The 17,520-nt window shown below is 44.6% G+C and carries 12 protein-coding genes and 2 pseudogenes; 5 read left to right on the forward strand and 9 right to left on the reverse strand.

Annotated elements, in window-relative coordinates:
* Positions 1-253: 253 nt before the first annotated feature.
* A pseudogene (locus tag L1D22_RS05230) lies at positions 254-541 on the reverse strand (DoxX family protein); the annotation flags it as partial.
* 98 nt (positions 542-639) lie between these two features.
* Positions 640-1,122 carry a MarR family transcriptional regulator gene (locus tag L1D22_RS05235; RefSeq protein ID WP_004737459.1) on the reverse strand — a complete coding sequence of 161 codons (483 nt, stop codon included), beginning with the start codon at positions 1,120-1,122 and terminating at the stop codon, positions 640-642.
* A gap of 123 nt (positions 1,123-1,245) precedes the next feature.
* Between L1D22_RS05235 and L1D22_RS05240 the strand changes: the two genes are divergently transcribed.
* Complete coding sequence (locus L1D22_RS05240; RefSeq protein WP_017071977.1) at positions 1,246-2,139, forward strand: DMT family transporter; 894 nt, start codon at positions 1,246-1,248, stop codon at positions 2,137-2,139.
* A 66-nt stretch (positions 2,140-2,205) separates the two neighbouring features.
* Here L1D22_RS05240 and L1D22_RS05245 read toward each other — a convergent pair whose 3' ends face one another.
* Positions 2,206-3,114: a LysR family transcriptional regulator gene (locus tag L1D22_RS05245; protein ID WP_239828950.1), complete on the reverse strand. Its 909-nt coding sequence runs from the start codon at positions 3,112-3,114 to the stop codon at positions 2,206-2,208.
* A 415-nt stretch (positions 3,115-3,529) separates the two neighbouring features.
* Here L1D22_RS05245 and L1D22_RS05250 point away from each other — a divergent pair, with 415 nt between their 5' ends.
* Positions 3,530-4,444, forward strand: a complete 915-nt coding sequence (locus tag L1D22_RS05250) for a DMT family transporter (protein WP_239828951.1) — start codon at positions 3,530-3,532, stop codon at positions 4,442-4,444.
* A 109-nt stretch (positions 4,445-4,553) separates the two neighbouring features.
* Here L1D22_RS05250 and L1D22_RS05255 read toward each other — a convergent pair.
* The 3 genes and pseudogenes from L1D22_RS05255 to L1D22_RS05265 form a co-directional block, all read right to left on the reverse strand.
* A pseudogene (locus tag L1D22_RS05255) lies at positions 4,554-5,735 on the reverse strand (MFS transporter).
* Positions 5,725-6,858, reverse strand: a complete 1,134-nt coding sequence (locus tag L1D22_RS05260; RefSeq protein ID WP_239828952.1) for a phosphotransferase — start codon at positions 6,856-6,858, stop codon at positions 5,725-5,727. Before L1D22_RS05260 ends, L1D22_RS05255 begins: the two are co-directional and overlap by 11 nt.
* A gap of 11 nt (positions 6,859-6,869) precedes the next feature.
* Positions 6,870-7,154: a GNAT family N-acetyltransferase gene (locus tag L1D22_RS05265; protein ID WP_239828953.1), complete on the reverse strand. Its 285-nt coding sequence runs from the start codon at positions 7,152-7,154 to the stop codon at positions 6,870-6,872.
* 275 nt (positions 7,155-7,429) lie between these two features.
* Here L1D22_RS05265 and L1D22_RS05270 point away from each other — a divergent pair, with 275 nt between their 5' ends.
* Positions 7,430-8,176 (forward strand): flagellar brake protein, encoded by a 747-nt coding sequence (locus tag L1D22_RS05270; protein WP_123300197.1) that lies wholly within the window; start codon positions 7,430-7,432, stop codon positions 8,174-8,176.
* A gap of 96 nt (positions 8,177-8,272) precedes the next feature.
* On the opposite strand, the gene L1D22_RS05275 is transcribed toward L1D22_RS05270, so the two are convergent.
* Entirely contained in the window at positions 8,273-10,633 is a 2,361-nt protein-coding gene (locus L1D22_RS05275) for an ATP-binding protein (protein ID WP_239828954.1), read from the reverse strand.
* 240 nt (positions 10,634-10,873) lie between these two features.
* On the opposite strand from L1D22_RS05275, the gene L1D22_RS05280 reads away from it, so the two are divergent.
* Both L1D22_RS05280 and L1D22_RS05285 read left to right on the forward strand, forming a co-directional pair.
* Entirely contained in the window at positions 10,874-11,368 is a 495-nt protein-coding gene (locus L1D22_RS05280; RefSeq protein ID WP_019826219.1) for a hypothetical protein, read from the forward strand.
* Positions 11,369-11,380: 12 nt separating this feature from the next.
* Positions 11,381-13,009: an ABC transporter ATP-binding protein gene (locus L1D22_RS05285; RefSeq protein ID WP_239828955.1), complete on the forward strand. Its 1,629-nt coding sequence runs from the start codon at positions 11,381-11,383 to the stop codon at positions 13,007-13,009.
* A 309-nt stretch (positions 13,010-13,318) separates the two neighbouring features.
* Here the strand turns inward: L1D22_RS05285 and L1D22_RS05290 are convergent, their stop codons facing one another.
* Both L1D22_RS05290 and L1D22_RS05295 read right to left on the reverse strand, forming a co-directional pair.
* Entirely contained in the window at positions 13,319-14,332 is a 1,014-nt protein-coding gene (locus L1D22_RS05290) for a substrate-binding domain-containing protein (protein WP_017631098.1), read from the reverse strand.
* 97 nt (positions 14,333-14,429) lie between these two features.
* Positions 14,430-17,504, reverse strand: a complete 3,075-nt coding sequence (locus tag L1D22_RS05295; RefSeq protein ID WP_239828956.1) for a GH116 family glycosyl hydrolase — start codon at positions 17,502-17,504, stop codon at positions 14,430-14,432.
* Positions 17,505-17,520 lie beyond the last annotated feature (16 nt).

The raw sequence follows: 17,520 nt of genomic DNA on the forward strand, positions 1-17,520 counted from the left end.
ATAAGTGAGAAGTAGTAAACTTGAAAAAGCGGGAAGCTGAAAAGAATAAAAAGAAGACCAATCAGGCTGATAGAGTCAAAGAAACATAAAAAATCCGAGTGTTAAAATAACACTCGGATTTTGCCCCCCTTGGAGCATCACTCAATCCATCATTTTTTCTTAAGTGATCGGCATTAAGTCTTAATCTTCGGTTTTTGTATTCATAAGTTGCGCCAACAACACTAACGAATAACGTGTGATTAGACGAAGACCACTAACGAACAAGAACCATTAAGCGTGTCCATTTGGCGTCTTGCTTCAACTTGTTAGACAGCCAGTAATCAATACTAAACGCTCCTGCGCCCAGTACCGCTAGCGCCAGATACCCACCAGCAACAGAGACATTTTTGTAGAAGTGAATCATTTGACCCGACGAACTTGGATCGAAGTGAAACATAACGCCAGAAACCAATGAGAAAAACGCAATCGAGAACGCAGTCAAGCGAGTCATAAATCCAGCTAGAACCGCAAGTCCGCCACCGAGTTCAAGCAAGATAACCAAATTGAAGCCACAAAAAAACCGAAGCTCATCACTTCGGTTTTCAAATCAAATTACACTCGTTCAGTTCACTAAATTCAGCAAATCGATTCAGCCAGTGATTACTCGTAAGCACTCAACCACGTTTTTAAAAGTTGGTTGGTGTTTTTCTTCTGGCTAGCCGATAAAGACTTAACCAGCTTTTTCTGCATCTCGACGTGCTCAGTCATCATCTCATCAATCAGAACTAGGCCATCTTTGGTCAGTTTAACGCTGACGCTTCGTCGGTCTTCTTTACTGTGCTCTCTGCTTATTAACCCTTTGGCTTCCAGTTTATCAAGACGATTGGTCATCGCTCCTGATGTTAGCATCATTGAGCCAATCAGCTCTGAGGGAGTCAGTCGGTATGGCTTTCCAGAGCGTCGCAAGGTCGCCAATACATCAAACTCGCCCAATTTCATGTCGTATTTTTTATGAAGATCGGCAACTTGCGTTTCCATATACTTGGCAATACGCATGATTCGGCCCATCATAGCCATAGGCTCAGTTTCTAATTCGGGCTTTTCCTTTGCCCATTGCTCTACAACGCGGTCGATAGCATCCATTTGCAATCTAGCTCCGTTATTAGTCTGATTACTTCAAACTAGTTTAACATAAAGATACTTTACAACCACTAGTTCTCAGTATACAGTTCACACAATAGTTATCTTAACATAAAGATATTTTAGATGAACATATTATTAGCAATGATTCCCGCATTCTTTTGGGGAACAACTTATGCAGTGACGCAATTTACGCTACAGGAGTGGCCACCATTATTATTAGGTGCTTTGCGTGCATTACCTGCTGGTTTGTTATTGCTAGCGGTAAAGCCGACACTACCGAAAAAAGGCGAGTGGCAGATCATTTTCACTCTAGGCCTTATCAACATCGCAACCTTCTTTGGTTTGATCTTCGTGATGGCATTAACCCTGCCTTCTGCGATTTCGGGCGTGGGTATGATCTCTGTTCCTGTGTTCGCAATGATCTTCCATTGGGTAGTGAAAAAGCAGCGCCCGCATTTAATCCAAGCCCTTTCTGGTATTGGCTTAATCACCTTGGCGTGGATTCTATTCAACCCAAGCCAAATCGCACTAAACCCTATCGGTTTGGGTGCCATGTTTGCCGCGATCATGTGTATCGTTATCGGTAGCAGCATTACCAAATCACTGGGTAATCGTATGCACTGGTGGAAGGTACTCACATGGCAACTCATTCTTGGCGGTACAATTTTGTCTGTCGCTTCTGGCGTTCATGCGTTCATCGACCCGCAGCCTTATGTGAATGCGGTGACTCATTTCGACACTCGTAATGCGATGGGATTAGTTTGGGTTATTGGGCTAAACACGGCTCTTGGATACGGCATGTATGTATGGTTGCTGCAACGTATGTCTGTGGTTGACTTCACCTTCGGTGGCATCGCTAACCCAGTAGCAGGTATCGTTACAGGTATGGTGTTGATGGGCGAATCCTTCACTGCGGTGCAATACTCGCTGATGACAGGCATGATCGTGATGTCTCTACTGCCGCAACTTATTCTGGCAGTAAGACAGTCCAAACAAGTTAAGCCTGTTACGCAGTAGAAGATTTAGATTGTTACTTATAAACCCGCCAAGTGCGGGTTTTTGTTGTTGTCATCATTTATATGATCAATAGCTTTCTAAGCTCTCACTTAAGATCTGCTCAATCCGTTTCACTATCGGGTGCTGATAGCAAGCACGGTGATACTGAATACCAACATCAAAGGTCACCGCTTCGCCATTGAATAAAACAGGCCGTTTACAGAGCCCACTTGGGATAGAAGGCAAATCCATATCAAAACCAACGTAGACATACTGGCTGACTTGAACGCATTCCAACGCGGAGGAGACCGATGCAACGGTCAGCTTTTGTTGCAATACCAAGCCTGTGCGTTTTTTCAAACGCTCGTAATAAGAGTTCGCATCCAATGAGCCCATCGAAACCCGTACCGTATCAAAGCTCTCTAACTGGTTGAGGTTGATGACTTCATTTTGGGTTAGAGGGTGTGTATCGGCCACATAAGCAAACAATTCTAACGACCCCACTTTACGCTCTACAATGCGATCATTGAGTTCATTCGGATAACCCGACACACCAATCGCCAAGGTGCCCGCCTTCGGAAACTCAACCCCATCTAGCGACCAATCCATCATCGATATTTTGGGCTTCAATTCTTCACTTGTTAACCCTTTCAATAAGGGAACCGTAAACAGTGTGCTCAACGGGTTGGCGGCGTGAAAAACGTATTCAATATTCGAATCGGTACCAATAAACGACTGCGATATTTGCTGCGCTTGCTCTAGCTTTTCTAAAGGCTCTTTAACCACCAGCATCAATTGAGTGGTAAACAAGGTCGGCGTATAAACATCTTTGGTTGCAATGAATAACTCATTAGCAAACAAGTCTCGACAATCCGAAAGATGACGATTAAACGTTGCTCGGCTGATATCCAAAATATGGCAAACCTTCGCTTGAGACTGTTGCTCATAAAGCAGATCCAAAAATCGATACAAATTTAAGTCGATTGTGTTTTTCAAATACCCTACCTCATTTCCATGCTTTGCCGTTCTTAGTTCAGTATGAACGTGAACCAAATAAACCTTCAACACTCTATGTTATAACTTTGCTGCCAGTAGCGTTTTTTACAGACGTTATCTAAATACCACTGTCCACAAGACTCCAAAGTCGAGCAAATCTGTCAATTATCTTACGTTGCGGAATCATACATCCTCTCGTCAAAATTAGACCTTACAAAGAATAATAACTTTAACTTATTCTCTTTTTGTGAAAATAATTTACCCAAAAGGATTACATTAGAGATTTTATTTCTCCATCTCATTTCAATTAGAGACAAAAAGACAAAATTTTTCTCCGGAGACCTACTTATACTGTGCCACGTCATTAAGGCGCTACAAGCCTATGATTTAAAATAATTATTAATGAGTAGTCACCATGAATTCGAAGTCGCTAACTATCTTGCTTTTTGTCTCTGTTTGCTTAATTTGGGGAACCACTTGGTTCGCTATGGAAGTGGCATTGCATTCTATCCCACCTATTTTTGCCACTGCATTACGCTTTTTGCTGGCCGCACCGTTGCTTGCGGTATTGGCGAAAGTGTTCAACCAACCTCTGCTTTTTCCTAAGGGTAAACGTCAATGGCTACTGATTGTGGCACTGATGTATTTTGCTATTCCGTTCACTTTAATGATCTATGGTGAGCAATACATCTCTTCTGGTTTGGCGTCGATCATCTTCGCCAACATGCCAGTTGCAGTGATGCTGATGTCGGGTTTGTTCCTTGGCCTACGCTTAGCTAAGCATCAGATATTCGGTCTGATTACTGCTGTTGTGAGCCTGTGTTTAATCCTTGGTAACGAAATGCAGATGGGTGGCGACGATTACCTTATCGGCACGGTTTGCTTAGGCCTTGCGGTTGCGATTCACGCGGTGATGTACGTGTTGGTACAAAAGCACTGTAAAGGTATTGAAGTACTGACCTACAACGCTGTTCCGAACTTAATTGCTTCTCTATTCTTGTTCGCAGTTTCGGCAGCAGGCGAAAACGTGAATGTTGAGTCTTTCACTTGGGATTCAATCTCAGCGGTCGTGTACCTAGGTTTTGTAGCGAGTGTCGGCGGCATTGTGGCTTACTTCAAATTAGGTCAGGTTTCGACTCCGTTCCAAGCATCTATCTGTTTCCTTATCTTCCCAGTGGTAGCGCTGCTGATCTCTTGCTACATCAATGGTGAAGTTCTGTCTGAACAGTCACTGGTTATGATGATTCCCCTGCTTTGTGGCATCTTGCTAACCAAGGCACCTAAGGGCATCTTCAAGCTACGTGCAGAATTGGAAACGGTAAGTAACTGATCCGACTGAAACCTGTTTAAGGGATTAGATATACCTATCCCCCACATACAAAAAAAGCTCCAATATCACTATTGGAGCTTTCTATTTATCTCGTCAGGGTTATACCTATTTAACGCCAGCTAAACACTCGCACTTCGTTGCCCTCTTCAGGCTTCTTTGGAATGTTTAAAGATAGCGCCAAAGAAACCGCCGCCATCGCCGCACCAATATAGAAAACCGTTGCAGGAGAGGATAACCAAATCACACCAAACGCGACTGGAATAACAACCGCCGCGATATGGTTGATGGTGAAAGAGACACCTGCGGTTGATGCCATGTCTGCTGGATCTGCAATCTTTTGGAAGTAGGTTTTAATCGCTAACGCCAACGCAAAGAACAGATGATCGACCACGTAAAGTGCCGCCGCCCACTCAGCGCTTTGCACCAAGCCATAGCCAACAAACACACCGATCAAACCAACATATTCAAAGATCAACGCCTTGCGCTCACCCACCACACCGATGAATCGTCCTATGCGCTTCGCGAACAAGAAGTTAAACAGGTAATTCACTAAGAACAGCAACGTGACATCGGCAGCGGAGTAACCGAATTTCTCCACCATCAAGAAGCCCGCAAACACGGTGAAGATCTGTCTTCTCGCACCACTCATAAACGTCAGTGCGTAGTAGAGCCAGTAACGCTTCCTTAGCACCAATTTCTTATTCTGTTGGGTCTTGGTTTAAAACTCAGGGAAACCAAAGGTCATGACCAACACCAGAATAAAACCGATGCCTCCGGTAATGCCATATACCCAAGCAAAATCGAGTTTTAGCTGTTCTAGCATCACCCAAATAGAGCCATAGGTGAGTAGAGACGCAAGCGCCCCCACCGAGATCATTTTACCTAGCATCTCTGGCGCTTCTTCTTTGCTTAGCCATTGCAGTGACAAAGATTGCTTCAGCGTTTCAAAATAGTGGAAACCCGTCGACATCAAAATGGTGGTAAGCAAAAGGCCTGTCAGTGAAGGGAATAAACCGGTAATCGCCGTGCCCACGGTCAGCATCGCTAGCGATATCAACATGAAGCGTTGCTCACGTATGAAGGCTAAAACAAACACTACAGTAAACGCTAAGAAGCCAGGTATCTCACGAACACTTTGCAGCAAGCCTATATCGGCACCGTCAAAGTTCGCTTTCTCAATCACGAAATTATTAAGCAGAGCCATCCAGCTCGAAAACGCGATAGGTACAACAATCGAAATCAGTAATAAAAAGTTTTGCGGTGTTTTCCAGCTCGCGGTTCTATCGAACATTGACGGACTCCTGTTCGTCTAATTGAGTGAGCACTCGTAAGGTCAATTGCTCAGTATACGGGTTAATCTTCCAGTGCTCTGGGCTCCAACCTTTTACGAAACGTTGGAAATCAGCCCACGCCACGTAAAACATAGGTCGCCATGCAGCTTCTACCTCATCGAACGAAAGCTGTGGTTGATAGTGTGGCAATGCTTCTTTTAAGTGTTGGAAATAAGTGTCTAACACCTGTGATTCAAACGCTGCGCAATCTCGCGGCCTAATCGCGCTGCTCATGAACAAGGCGACGTCTTTCATCGCACACCCATTTCCAACATATTGAAAATCGACGGCAGCGGCGTTTTCGCTCTCTAGATCAAAGCAGAAATTGGCTAGCTTAGCATCGCCATGCACCAAGGTTGGATACCGGCACTCTCTGAGTAATCGATCGATGTTTTGTGCTTGATTCTTCAGTGGGACATCAGCCAAAGCATTCAGCTCATCGGGGCGAGTGTCTAGGTGCCAGTATGTACCGACTTGCCACAATGATGCTGACTGCTCTTTGTCGATATGAATGTACTTCGCATGAAAGTTTGCAAGCCATTTTAGGCAAGCATTACGCTGTTTAACCTCAACGGATGTATAGCTAGGTTGAGTACCTTTGACAACAGATTCATCAGAAACAGCAAGCAGATCGAACTGAGAAGTTAACGGGAAGCCGATATCCGCTAGGTCTCGCATCACGATAAGCCACTCGCTCTCTGCTCGCTCACAGTGCAGCCCAACAGGAACAGGGCAACGCTCGTCCCATTGTTGAGTGAAGGACTGATACCATGCCGTTTCCACTTGGTAAGAGTGGACTTTGCGCTGATGAGAGAGCTTGGTGTTCCAGCCTTTGGGGTGTTCAGTTTTATCTGGCAACGCGACATGTTTAACAATGACGCTGTTCATCGAAGCACTATTATCTTTAGCAAAGGCCAAGCGAACTAACTCACCGTAGCCGCCCCATAAGCGCTGAATAACTTGAACATCAAACCCTTGCAGACACCCGAGTAAAGTCGCTATTTTTTTATAAAGCTCAGGTTGATTTTGACTTGAACTCGCTTGTGGTTGAGCAAAGTTGTTTGAGGGTATTGGTTGAGACATATAACTCGTTACTATGCTTTATCGGATAGAAGATGTGACCACTGTTTTTGCCTGTTCATGTAGTGCAACACGTAGCTACATACTGGTATAATTTTGAAGCCCGCCTGTTCAATTTCAGGTAATACCGACTCCATCATCACCTTGCCAAAGCCTTTGCCTTGCAGTTCATCAGGAATACGAGTCGAGGTGATGTGCAATACATCGCCATCCTTCTGATACTTAACAACCGCGAATTGATTCGGTTCTAGCTCAACTGTGATCTGGTTCTCTTCTTGAACCCATTTTACTGCCTTCATTCTCAACTCCTGCAAATAATTGATACGACAAACAATTAAAGTTTGAAGTATGAGTTCCTTGTAATAGACTAACGCAAGTGCATATAAATAAAACTAAGTACTTACAAACAAAGCAAATATTTTTAGAGCGCGCGAATTTACATAAAATCAGCGACAAGCAAAAGCACTCTATAAATCATGCAAAGTACGCCTACTAAATCTAGCACGTAATAACCCCTTGTTAGCAAGTTATCGATATATCTAACGGACGCATGTTGGCGCATGGAGAACAAATAATGAACGCACCACTGAAGAAGCCTTTGGAGCATAATCAGGCACTTCAAGATCCTCGTAACCGCACCATTTCTACGATAAACAGTACCGATGCGCTGGCCATGATTGAGCACGGCAGTGAGCTGACGTTGAACGTCTCGACTCCTGTTGGCACTAAGTTTCTTGCCACCACCAAATTTATCGGGACTCACAGTGACAACTGCATTGTGATTGAGGTGCCGGAAGTATCGAGCGATGATCTACGCTTTTTCTTCCAAGAAGGTTTTTGGATGACGGCTCGCGCTTACTCGTTAAGAGGTGAAGGCGCACTGATCCACTTTAGATGCCAGATTCATCATACCATCGGCGAACCCTTCCCTATCATCGTGCTTTCAACACCAAGTACGATGCAAGTGACTCAGCTGCGTAAAGAGACACGCTATGAAGTGAACCTAAGCTCTCGAGTTATCTTTGATGATCAACGCATGAACTGTGAGATTAGAGACCTATCGAAAAGTGGCTGTCGCTTTGTGACCTCACCAACCGCTCGTTCAATTCAGGTTGCCGATAGAGTGTCTATCGAAATCACCCCTGAGAACTACAACGGCCCGTTGATTCCACCACTACGGGGAATTGTGTGTAATCTTCAGAAATCTACGCACTACGCGCGCTATGGTGTCGAATTTGATGATATCGGACGTGCCAACGCTAAGAACTTATTGGGTAAGCTCAAGTTCGATGGCACCAAGCTTCGTTTACGTAATGCTTAAGCGCTAGAGATTGTAAGAATCAAAAAAAGCAGCCATCGATAATATCGATGGCTGTTTCGTTTACGGTTACTTGGCTGTTTTACGTTAAGCGATAAGCTATTTACGCAGCGCGTTAAGTTTAGCCTGAGCGATACCAAAGATAGTATCGATTGGGTAGCTACCCTCATCACTCGGTTCACCAGCGGCTTTACCCGTGAACAGCTCAATCGCTTCGGTCACATGGTCAATTGCCCAGATGTTGAACTCGCCCTTTTCAACCGCTTTAACGATATCGCTACGTAGCATCAGGTTATGAACATTCGAACGTGGGATGATCACCCCTTGTTCATTTGAACGACCTTTGATTTCACAAACATCAAAGAAACCTTCAATTTTCTCGTTCGCGCCACCAATAGGTTGAGATTCACCGAATTGGTTCATCGATCCAGTAATAGCAATGTCTTGACGGTTTGGCTGTTTAGAAAACGCTGACACCACCGCACAAAACTCAGCCATACTCGCACTGTCACCATCCACGCCACCATACGATTGCTCGAAGGTGATGTTGGTAGTGAGCGGCACTTTGGCGGTCTTACCAAACACCGAAGAAAGGTAAGCCGACAAGATCATCACGCCTTTGGAGTGAATACTGCCACCCAAGTCTACATTTCTTTCAATATCAATCACTTCACCATCACCATAAGCGGTGGTTGCGGTGATTCGGTTCGGTGCACCAAACATATGATCCGTCGTGCTGAGTACAGAAAGCGCATTCACTTGACCAACCGCCTGTCCATCCACATGGATCAGCGTTGTGCCATTAGTGAAGGTTTCCATCACGCTGTCTTGCAATCGTCCGACACGCATCTGTTGGTTAGAGAGCGCTTGGTCTACGTGCGTTGCGCGAATCAGGTTCGATTTTGATCCTCTCGCCACGTAGTTTGACTCACGAAGTAGGTTAGCAATATGCGCCGAGTGCAGAGACAACTTACCTTGGTCACCCGCCTGACGAGAACTGTGCTCAATGATGCGCGCAATCGCTTTGCGGTCACAATGCAGCATGTTGTTGTCGTGCACGATGCTCGAAATGAAGCGCGCATAATGCATTTCAGAATCGGGAGTACGCTTCATCTCATCTTCAAAATCGGCCGTCACACGGAAAAGTTCACCAAACTCCGCATCGTAATGTTGCAGTAGTTGGTAGGTTCGATAATCACCAAACAAGATGATCTTGACGTCTAGCGGGATAGGTTCAGGATCAAGCGAGACTGCCCCCGTTAAGGTCACCTCTTTTTCAAGTGAAGTGAAGCTTAATTGACGTGAGCGTAGCGCTCGTTTCAAGCCTTCCCAAACGTAAGGCTGTTCAAGAACTTTCACCGCATCCATCAGCAATACGCCACCGTTCGCTCGGTGTAAGCTGCCTGCGCGAATCAGTGAGAAATCGGTAAATACCGTGCCTTTGAACGTCGCCGTTTCTACATAGCCAAACAGAGAGTGGTAATTCGGATTCTCTTCAACCACGATTGGCAAAGTGTCCTCCTTTTGACTCACTATTACGTTTACATTGTATCGACGAGGCATTTTCTTATCCAAAGAGGCCGTAGCAATTTCGGCTTGCTCAGTACTCTCTTCTAAGAAAATATCGGCGTTATCGACGATGTCTTTACGCAACGCCGTGAGGTACTTTTTAATCTCTGGGTATTGGCTGTAATCCTGCTTCAACTGCTTGATAAAGTGAGTAATAACATCTCGTGCTGTGTCATCATTCAGCTTTTGAATTTTCTCAGTGTAGGTCTCTTCCAGCTCAGTCAGCTCACGAGAAATGGTGCGCAGACCAACTTCCAATGCATCAATGGTTTTGTCGAACTGGTCTTGTTCTTCTTCTGAAAGCAGATCGAAGCTCTCTTCGGTATGAAGCTCATCGCCATTCATCGCCACAAACTGGTAATCACCCTGAGTGGTGATAGTCAGGTTAATGCCTTTCTCTTTCGCTTCTCGACTGATGTTTTCTAGCGCGGCTTGCTGCTTGGCCGCCAACTGATTTTTCAGCCTATCAGCACGGCTAAAGTACATCTCGTTATCAAACGCAAGAGGCATACCTTTCAGCAATTTACGCATCAGCTTTTCAATATCTTGCTTTAAGCTGCTGCCGACACCTCTTGGTAACTTGAGTACCTTAGGTGTACGAATATCTTCAAAATTAGCGATATAACACCAATCAAAAAGCTCCTGAACTTCTTGAGGGTGTCGGTTTAAATAGCGCAAGATCATGGTGCGTTTACCCAGACCATTTCGCCCTATCGCATAAATGTTGTAACCCTTTTCCTTGATTGACATCGCGAACTCAACGGCCTTTTGAGCACGTTCTTGTCCGACGATCTCGTCAATTGGAGCCAGTTCTTTGGTCGACTTGCATGGTAACTTATCGAGTTCTGCTACCTGATACAGCTGTTCTGTATTGAGTCTTTGAATCGCCATCGCCGCCTCCTTAGTCCTTCATTACTTGGGTGTAGATAAAATCAGTGTAGATGTAATTTCCTATAAATTTAGTGACTTACGCTGCACAGCTGTTCAACTGAATAAATAACATACAATTTAGCGCATTTTTACGAATATCGAGGGTTTTAATTCACCAACTTAACATGTGAATGATTTTAATTTGCAATTGATAATAAATATCATTAACATTTTAAGATATTGTAAATTGAGGATGTGGACATGGAAATTGAACGATGCTGGATGCACTACCTAAAAGCTGAACAGTTAATGGAGCAAGGTCACTGGCCAGAAGCACAACGCCTTTACGGTGATGTTCTCAATTCTCTTCCACATCACATCCAAGATGCGGCATACCAAAGCGATATTAAACCCTGCCAGTTTGCTTGCCTACTTGCAGGTTTAAGAGACGCAAGCGTTGCTCAATCTGAGATTCTCAACCGTTTAGGACAGCATCAACAAGCCTTTGATACCTTGAATCAGTCTTATGCACTGATGCAATTTATCTCGCTTGAAAGCACCGAGCTGATTCAACGCACCTATGGGCTATTAGAAAAACAGAGTGAAGACCTTCTCAATCACCTGATTGCTTTTTGCAGTGCTCAGCGCAGTTCGCATTGGATGCTCGAACTAGAACAAATTCAACGTGCTCATCACCATTTTGGGCAACTAAAAACAACGTCAGAAGTTCAATCTTCACCTAATGTCTTAAATTGATAAGGATATATCATGTCGGACCGGGCCATTCTTAAAGTTAATAACCTCTCCGTAAGTTTCAAAACCAATGATGGAATCAGTGATGCGGTAAAAAAGGTTAACTTTACCCTTAACTCAAGCGAAACCTTGGCCATTGTTGGTGAATCAGGTTCAGGTAAATCTGTCTCTTCAAACGCGCTGATGCGTTTGCTGCCTGATAACGCGATGATCGATGAACAATCAGACATCGAGTTTGAAGGTCAATCGATTCTTGGCAAGACTGAGCGAGAAATGCAGTCGATTCGTGGCGATAGAATCGGCATGATCTTTCAGGAGCCAATGACCTCTTTGAATCCATACCTGCGTGTCGGTACTCAAGTGGCGGAAGCCATCATGTGTCACCGTAAGGTATCGAAGTCAAAGGCCAAACAGCGCGTACTTGAGCTGTTTGAGCTTGTTCATCTGCCAATGCCAGAGCAAGCCTACACTAAGTATCCTCACGAGTTTTCTGGTGGTCAGCTGCAACGCATCATGATCGCAATGGCCTTGATTAATGAGCCCGATATTTTGATTGCCGACGAACCGACTACGGCATTAGATGTTACGGTTCAGGCGGAAGTGCTCTCTTTGATTAAAGAGATTCAAAGCAAGATGGGCATGGCGATTCTGTTCATCACCCACGATTTAGGTGTGGTGAAACACTTTGCTGACCGCGTGCTGGTGATGTGTAAAGGTGAATTGGTCGAAGAAGGGCTTACTCAAGAGCTATTCGATAGCCCTAAACACGATTACACACGTATGCTAATCAACTCAATTCCGAAAGGCGCGAAAGTTCCTGTTGAGGCATCCGCACCTGAACTGCTTTGTGCAGAAGATATTCGCGTGAAGTTCTTGATCAAATCTCACTTTATCCAAAGTAAGAACCAGTACTTCGAAGCGGTTAAAGGCATTTCGTTGAAACTGAAACAAGGTGAGACTTTAGGTATTGTGGGAGAGTCTGGTTCAGGAAAATCAACCCTTGGACGCGCATTGATCGGCTTACTACCAAGTAGTGGGCGTATTGTCTACAAAGGCCAAGACGTCAGCTTATTAACCGACAAAGAACGCCATAAACTCAAGAAAGATGTACAAATGGTGTTCCAAGACCCTTATGGTTCTTTGTCACCACGTATGACAGTTGGGGAGATCATCACCGAAGGCTTAACTGTGCATCAACCTCAACTCTCTACGAAAGAACGATTGGAACGAGCACGCAAAGCGCTGATTGAAGTACGTCTAGAACCAAATTCAATTAACCGCTACCCGCATGAGTTCTCTGGCGGACAAAGACAACGTATCGCGATTGCTCGCGCACTGATTCTTGAACCTTCTTTTATCTTGCTGGATGAACCAACCTCAGCGCTCGATCGCTCAGTGCAACTGACCGTGATTGATCTGCTGAAAGATATCCAAGCCAAGCACAACATCGGCTTCCTTTTCATCAGCCACGACCTTTCGGTAGTGAAAGCACTTTCTGATCGTGTATTAGTGATGCAGAAGGGTGAAGTGATGGAAGAAGGCGCGGCAGAAGAGATTTTCAATGCGCCGAAAAACGACTACACCAAGAAACTCATTGCAGCGTCATTCGACTTAGAAAATAAATCGGAAAAAAATGCCGCCTAGAGGGAACTAATCAAGATTAACAGCGTCTTATAAGTACATTCTGAATATGTATCGCTACTCAAAATAGTTGGAGTTGCAGCTAGGCAACAAATAAGTTCAGCCCTATGAGCATAGGTGTTCTATGTGATTAGGGTGAACTTAGGCAGTTAACAACGCTGCGGCTTCAAGTATGAAGAGTAGAATGGATTGAAATCTAGAGTGGATATAGCAAAACTGGTTTGGCCGCCAAAAGAAAAATGTCGCATGGATGCGACATTTTTCGTTTCTGGAAGATAATAATTGTCAGTCTCTCGACGAAAAGGTTTGGGCTTAGCGATACAGAGACTTGGTTGACTCTCTGACGATTAAATCAATCGGGGGTAATCGCGCTTCATGCCTCTCGCCTGACAGCAAGTTCAAAATCGACTGCGCACACACCTCTCCAATCTCTTCAATCGGCTGTCTCAAGGTCGTTAATGCTGGTGTGAAATACTTCGACGTTGGCAAGTCATCAAAGCCAATCACCGACACATCTTCTGGTACTTTGTAGCCGTGATCATGCAACGCTTTAATCGCGCCGTAAGCCGTTTGGTCATTGGCCGCGAACAGGGCAGAAAAGTGAATCTTAGATTCAATCAACTCAACAGTTTTCTCATAGCCAGATTCGCTACTGAAATCCCCTTGCTTGACGAGCTTTGGCATCACCTTAATGCCCGCTTCTTGAAGCGCCTTCTTATAGCCTTCAAAACGGTTACCTGCATCTGGCTGGCTTGAAAGCCCTTTGATATGAGCGATGTTGACATGTCCCTGTTGTAGTAAGTGCAAGGTCGCCATGTAACCGCCCAGCACATTATCGATATTGATGGAACGAACGTTGTCTTCAGCAAAATCATAACCGACCGCGACAATCGGGATGTCTTGCGCGTACTTGGCAATATCCTCTTTGGTGATGCTGCCTGTCACGATGATCATGCCATCGACATTGCTCTTAGCCAGATACTCTAAGGCGTGTATCTCAAGCTTTTTTTGCCAGTGTCCGGTTGCTATCACTAACGAATAACCTTGAGCTATCAGAGTTTTCTCCATGTCGTTGAGGATGCGACTGGTATAAGGGCTGTCAGGATGTTGTACCAATACGCCTATCGTGAGTGAACGGCGATTGATGTTCTCCTGCATTTGAAAATTGGGCTTGTAGCCAGTGTCTTTGATGGCCTGCTCGATGTTCTGGCTTTTATCATCCGACACATAAGTGGTTCGATTAAGAAAACGAGAAACCGTGCTTGGGGAAACGCCGGCGAGCCTCGCTACATCGTATACGGTGGTTTTTTTAGTTTTAGTGCGCATCTCGATACCCTAATCCAGTGACATTTGGGGAGCCCTAGAGCTCCCCATCCATTTCAACCTGCATACCACTGCTTTCGTTGAAATTCGTGTCATTAAGTTAATACATGTAGGCGAAGATCATCCCCGGTCTGAAGTAACGACCAGCGGTATATTTCAACCCTGTGCTCAGAAGCCATTTATGAAGAACCACGGCTTGCTCTGCAGAAATTTCGCCTTGCAGCATACTAACAAATTTATCACTGTCTTTAGTCAGCTCAGGATTAACTCGTCCGTCAGACAGCACACACTTTTGCAATTTAAGTGCAGTAAGCCACTTTTTCGCATCATTTTGTGACAAACTAAAAGACTCTGAAAGATCTTTCTCATCAAATGAGACTGAACAATTGAACCCTTCAGGTGCGGCAAATGGAATTTTTGAATAGTCATACAGCGCGGTATACACGGTATCCATCAATGTTTCTGCTTGCTGCGATTTCCCCGCTAAACTCAACGCTGTTGCGACACTAAATTGCACACCAATCCACACGTCTTGTGCCTGAAAAGCCTCATGTGGTGAACCGTCTGCCAATGTCATATTCGCCACCCCAAGCTTAGGGCTGTTGATCTCAAAGTTATGTTTATAAACATAGTCCAATGCGCGTTGAATATGCTCTTGCGGGAAAATACCCTCTAAGCCAATCAGTTTGAGATAGCTATCGGCAAGCAGCGCATCACCAAAGCTATTGTCTGAATCTGGTACTAATTCTAGATATTCTTGCGTAAAGGCTTGAGGCGCAGTCTCACTCAGTAAGCGTTTCTTAGAGACTCTTTGAGATACCTTGCTGATGTTAATGGAGATGTCGGTCTCATTGAGATAGGCATTGAGCGTATTCTTGTCAGTAATCGAATCGCCCGTCAAAGTCAGGCCTAAGGTTTCCAGAGCTTGATAACCTTCGCCCGTTAGATGCTTGGCTTGAACTGGCGTCACGAAAAAGTGGTAGTAGCCTTCTTTCTCATCCCACAAGCTTTGTTCGACCGTCGCTAATGCCTTTTTAGAACGTGTTAGATAACCCGCACCTAGATCGTTTTCACCCATCAATTGTGCAAGTTCACTCGCGGCTTGAAGACCAGCAACCCACAAGCTAGCGCAGTAAATTGAGATGCCGTGAGAAGCGAGGTTATCGAAAGTGTCGTCTGTGCCTCGGGTTAGCGGTAAATCATCGCCCTCAGCAATCAAGTTCGATAAGAAATCGATGCTCTCAGTCACAGCCTGCCAGCACTCTTTAACCACAGAAATATCTTGTGTGTTTTGGTAGTGGCGGTACACCATCAGAATGTATTTCGGTGCTAAGTCCTTCCACTCTTTAACATTGTGCCAGCTATACGCGTCAGGCTGGATGTCGAACGGGCTACCTAAATCGTGAATAACCGCACCTCGAATTGCGCGCACACCTTGGTACTTCTCATCAATCAATTCAGCATTCGGTGTCGCTTCGTATTCCCAGTATCGACGCTGAGTGAAGTCTTCAGCCAAAATCGCTTTTGAGAACTCTTTCATGACGCAGCCATCAAGCTCCGGCAGCAAATAAAGCAGTGAAAACGAGCCGTAGAAGTACACATCCAGAGAGTTAAAGAATGGGTAATCAACACACTCTTTCACTAGGAACTTATCTTCTTTATCCCACACTGTAGATTCGGCTAAGAACGACAATGAATTCATCGCCGTCGTCGCATAGCGAAGTGCCGATTCAGGCTTTGAAATCTTGCTTTGAGCCTGTTCTAGGAAAGCCGTTTGTTGCTTCACGATCTGCTGTTCAATGCTCTCAAGCTTTGGCAGAACATCCTCTAACATGGGTAAGGCAGGCTTTGCTTGCGGGTAGAATTGCGTGTAAGCCTTGTCTGAGTGCCAACCATTGAGCATAACTTTACTATGTGCCATCACCTGTGCGAAACGCAGGTCAACGGATTTGCCCGGCTCAAGTTCAACCTGAACCACAACCAATGCGCTCAGTGCTTCGCGCCCAGTGTAAATGCCAGTTTGGAATTCGGCATTAGTACGGCCAGTTTTCAATGCGAACTCTGTTTGCTGGGTCACTTTCGAAGTATAAAGCGTCGGCTTAACAGACACCGACACCTTGCCAGATTTCGTCAAACGGTTTTCTGCTTGGACACCAAACACCACCTCACCCTCAATGTCACTTTGATACGGAGACTGGCTAGTGAGCTGAACACCTCTAAAACTGTGGCTTTCACCGTTTACCTTCACCGCTTGATGCTGCTGAGCTATCGGGTTTTGAGATAAGGTACATGCCGAATCTTGGATTCCATCGCGACCTTTTCGGTAAGTTGAACCAATCAGATTTTGCAAAGGTTGAGCAAGCGTAATCACGCGAGTTTGCTGTGATTCGTTGGTGAGTTGGAAGTGATTCCAGTGCATCGGTAAAGAGCAGAGGCGTTTATCGTCTTTAACGATCGGTGAAACAACCTTTCGCTTGATATTAATACCGTCAAAACTATTATATTGATATTCAGCTAATGGATATAAAGCCTTATATTCTATATCGCTACCATTAACACTTTCTATATCATTATTATTTCCCGCAGTTAGTGATAGCTGTCTCGTTGTATCATTTATTAATAAACCATTAAAGAAATCTAAGGCTACATATAATTGACAATCAATCGACGATGAATCCGATTCAATTAATAATTGAGTCTTATTAGAAAATTCAACATTCCACTTTATAAAGCTCTCTCTGTTTTCTTTATAGAAGTTACCGTTTTCTATTGCGGCACGAATGAGATTAATCGCATTCGAATTATTTTCTGTATCTATTTTCTTGCCATCGAATAATGCCGGGTAGAAATTCAGGTGAACACTAAGCTCTTGTTCGTTAAGAACCTGAAGGCTATCAATGGTCGGCACATCCATAACTGAAGCATAAAAATCATTAAAATTAATAACTTGTTCTGAACAATCAACAAATACACCGGGAATGAAACTGAAGTTCGGTGTGTTGCCGTTTGGCGTCAGTGTAAATGTATTGCCAATACCGCCCACAGCCATACCGGTATTTTCTGGTGTTGTAGAAATTGGCGTGTACCAGGGTTGAATAAATTCAACTGCATCACCTTTTTTACACAGGTGCTTTGAATTTCCTGAATAGCTTGTATATGGAATTTTATTATTCATTTTAAAACCGCCATTG

It is taken from the genome of Vibrio sp. Isolate34 (genome assembly GCF_022397915.1).
Lineage (GTDB): Bacteria > Pseudomonadota > Gammaproteobacteria > Enterobacterales > Vibrionaceae > Vibrio.

What these genes read in the sequence shown, in the direction of transcription:
- L1D22_RS05235 (WP_004737459.1), bottom strand. Translation starts at nt 1,122, where the DNA reads ATGGATGCTATCGACCGCGTTGTAGAGCAATGGGCAAAGGAAAAGCCC.
- L1D22_RS05240 (WP_017071977.1), top strand. Translation starts at nt 1,246, where the DNA reads ATGAACATATTATTAGCAATGATTCCCGCATTCTTTTGGGGAACAACT.
- L1D22_RS05250 (WP_239828951.1), top strand. Translation starts at nt 3,530, where the DNA reads ATGAATTCGAAGTCGCTAACTATCTTGCTTTTTGTCTCTGTTTGCTTA.
- L1D22_RS05260 (WP_239828952.1), bottom strand. Translation starts at nt 6,858, where the DNA reads ATGTCTCAACCAATACCCTCAAACAACTTTGCTCAACCACAAGCGAGT.
- L1D22_RS05265 (WP_239828953.1), bottom strand. Translation starts at nt 7,154, where the DNA reads ATGAAGGCAGTAAAATGGGTTCAAGAAGAGAACCAGATCACAGTTGAG.
- L1D22_RS05270 (WP_123300197.1), top strand. Translation starts at nt 7,430, where the DNA reads ATGAACGCACCACTGAAGAAGCCTTTGGAGCATAATCAGGCACTTCAA.
- L1D22_RS05275 (WP_239828954.1), bottom strand. Translation starts at nt 10,633, where the DNA reads ATGGCGATTCAAAGACTCAATACAGAACAGCTGTATCAGGTAGCAGAA.
- L1D22_RS05280 (WP_019826219.1), top strand. Translation starts at nt 10,874, where the DNA reads ATGGAAATTGAACGATGCTGGATGCACTACCTAAAAGCTGAACAGTTA.
- L1D22_RS05285 (WP_239828955.1), top strand. Translation starts at nt 11,381, where the DNA reads ATGTCGGACCGGGCCATTCTTAAAGTTAATAACCTCTCCGTAAGTTTC.
- L1D22_RS05290 (WP_017631098.1), bottom strand. Translation starts at nt 14,332, where the DNA reads ATGCGCACTAAAACTAAAAAAACCACCGTATACGATGTAGCGAGGCTC.
- L1D22_RS05295 (WP_239828956.1), bottom strand. Translation starts at nt 17,504, where the DNA reads ATGAATAATAAAATTCCATATACAAGCTATTCAGGAAATTCAAAGCAC.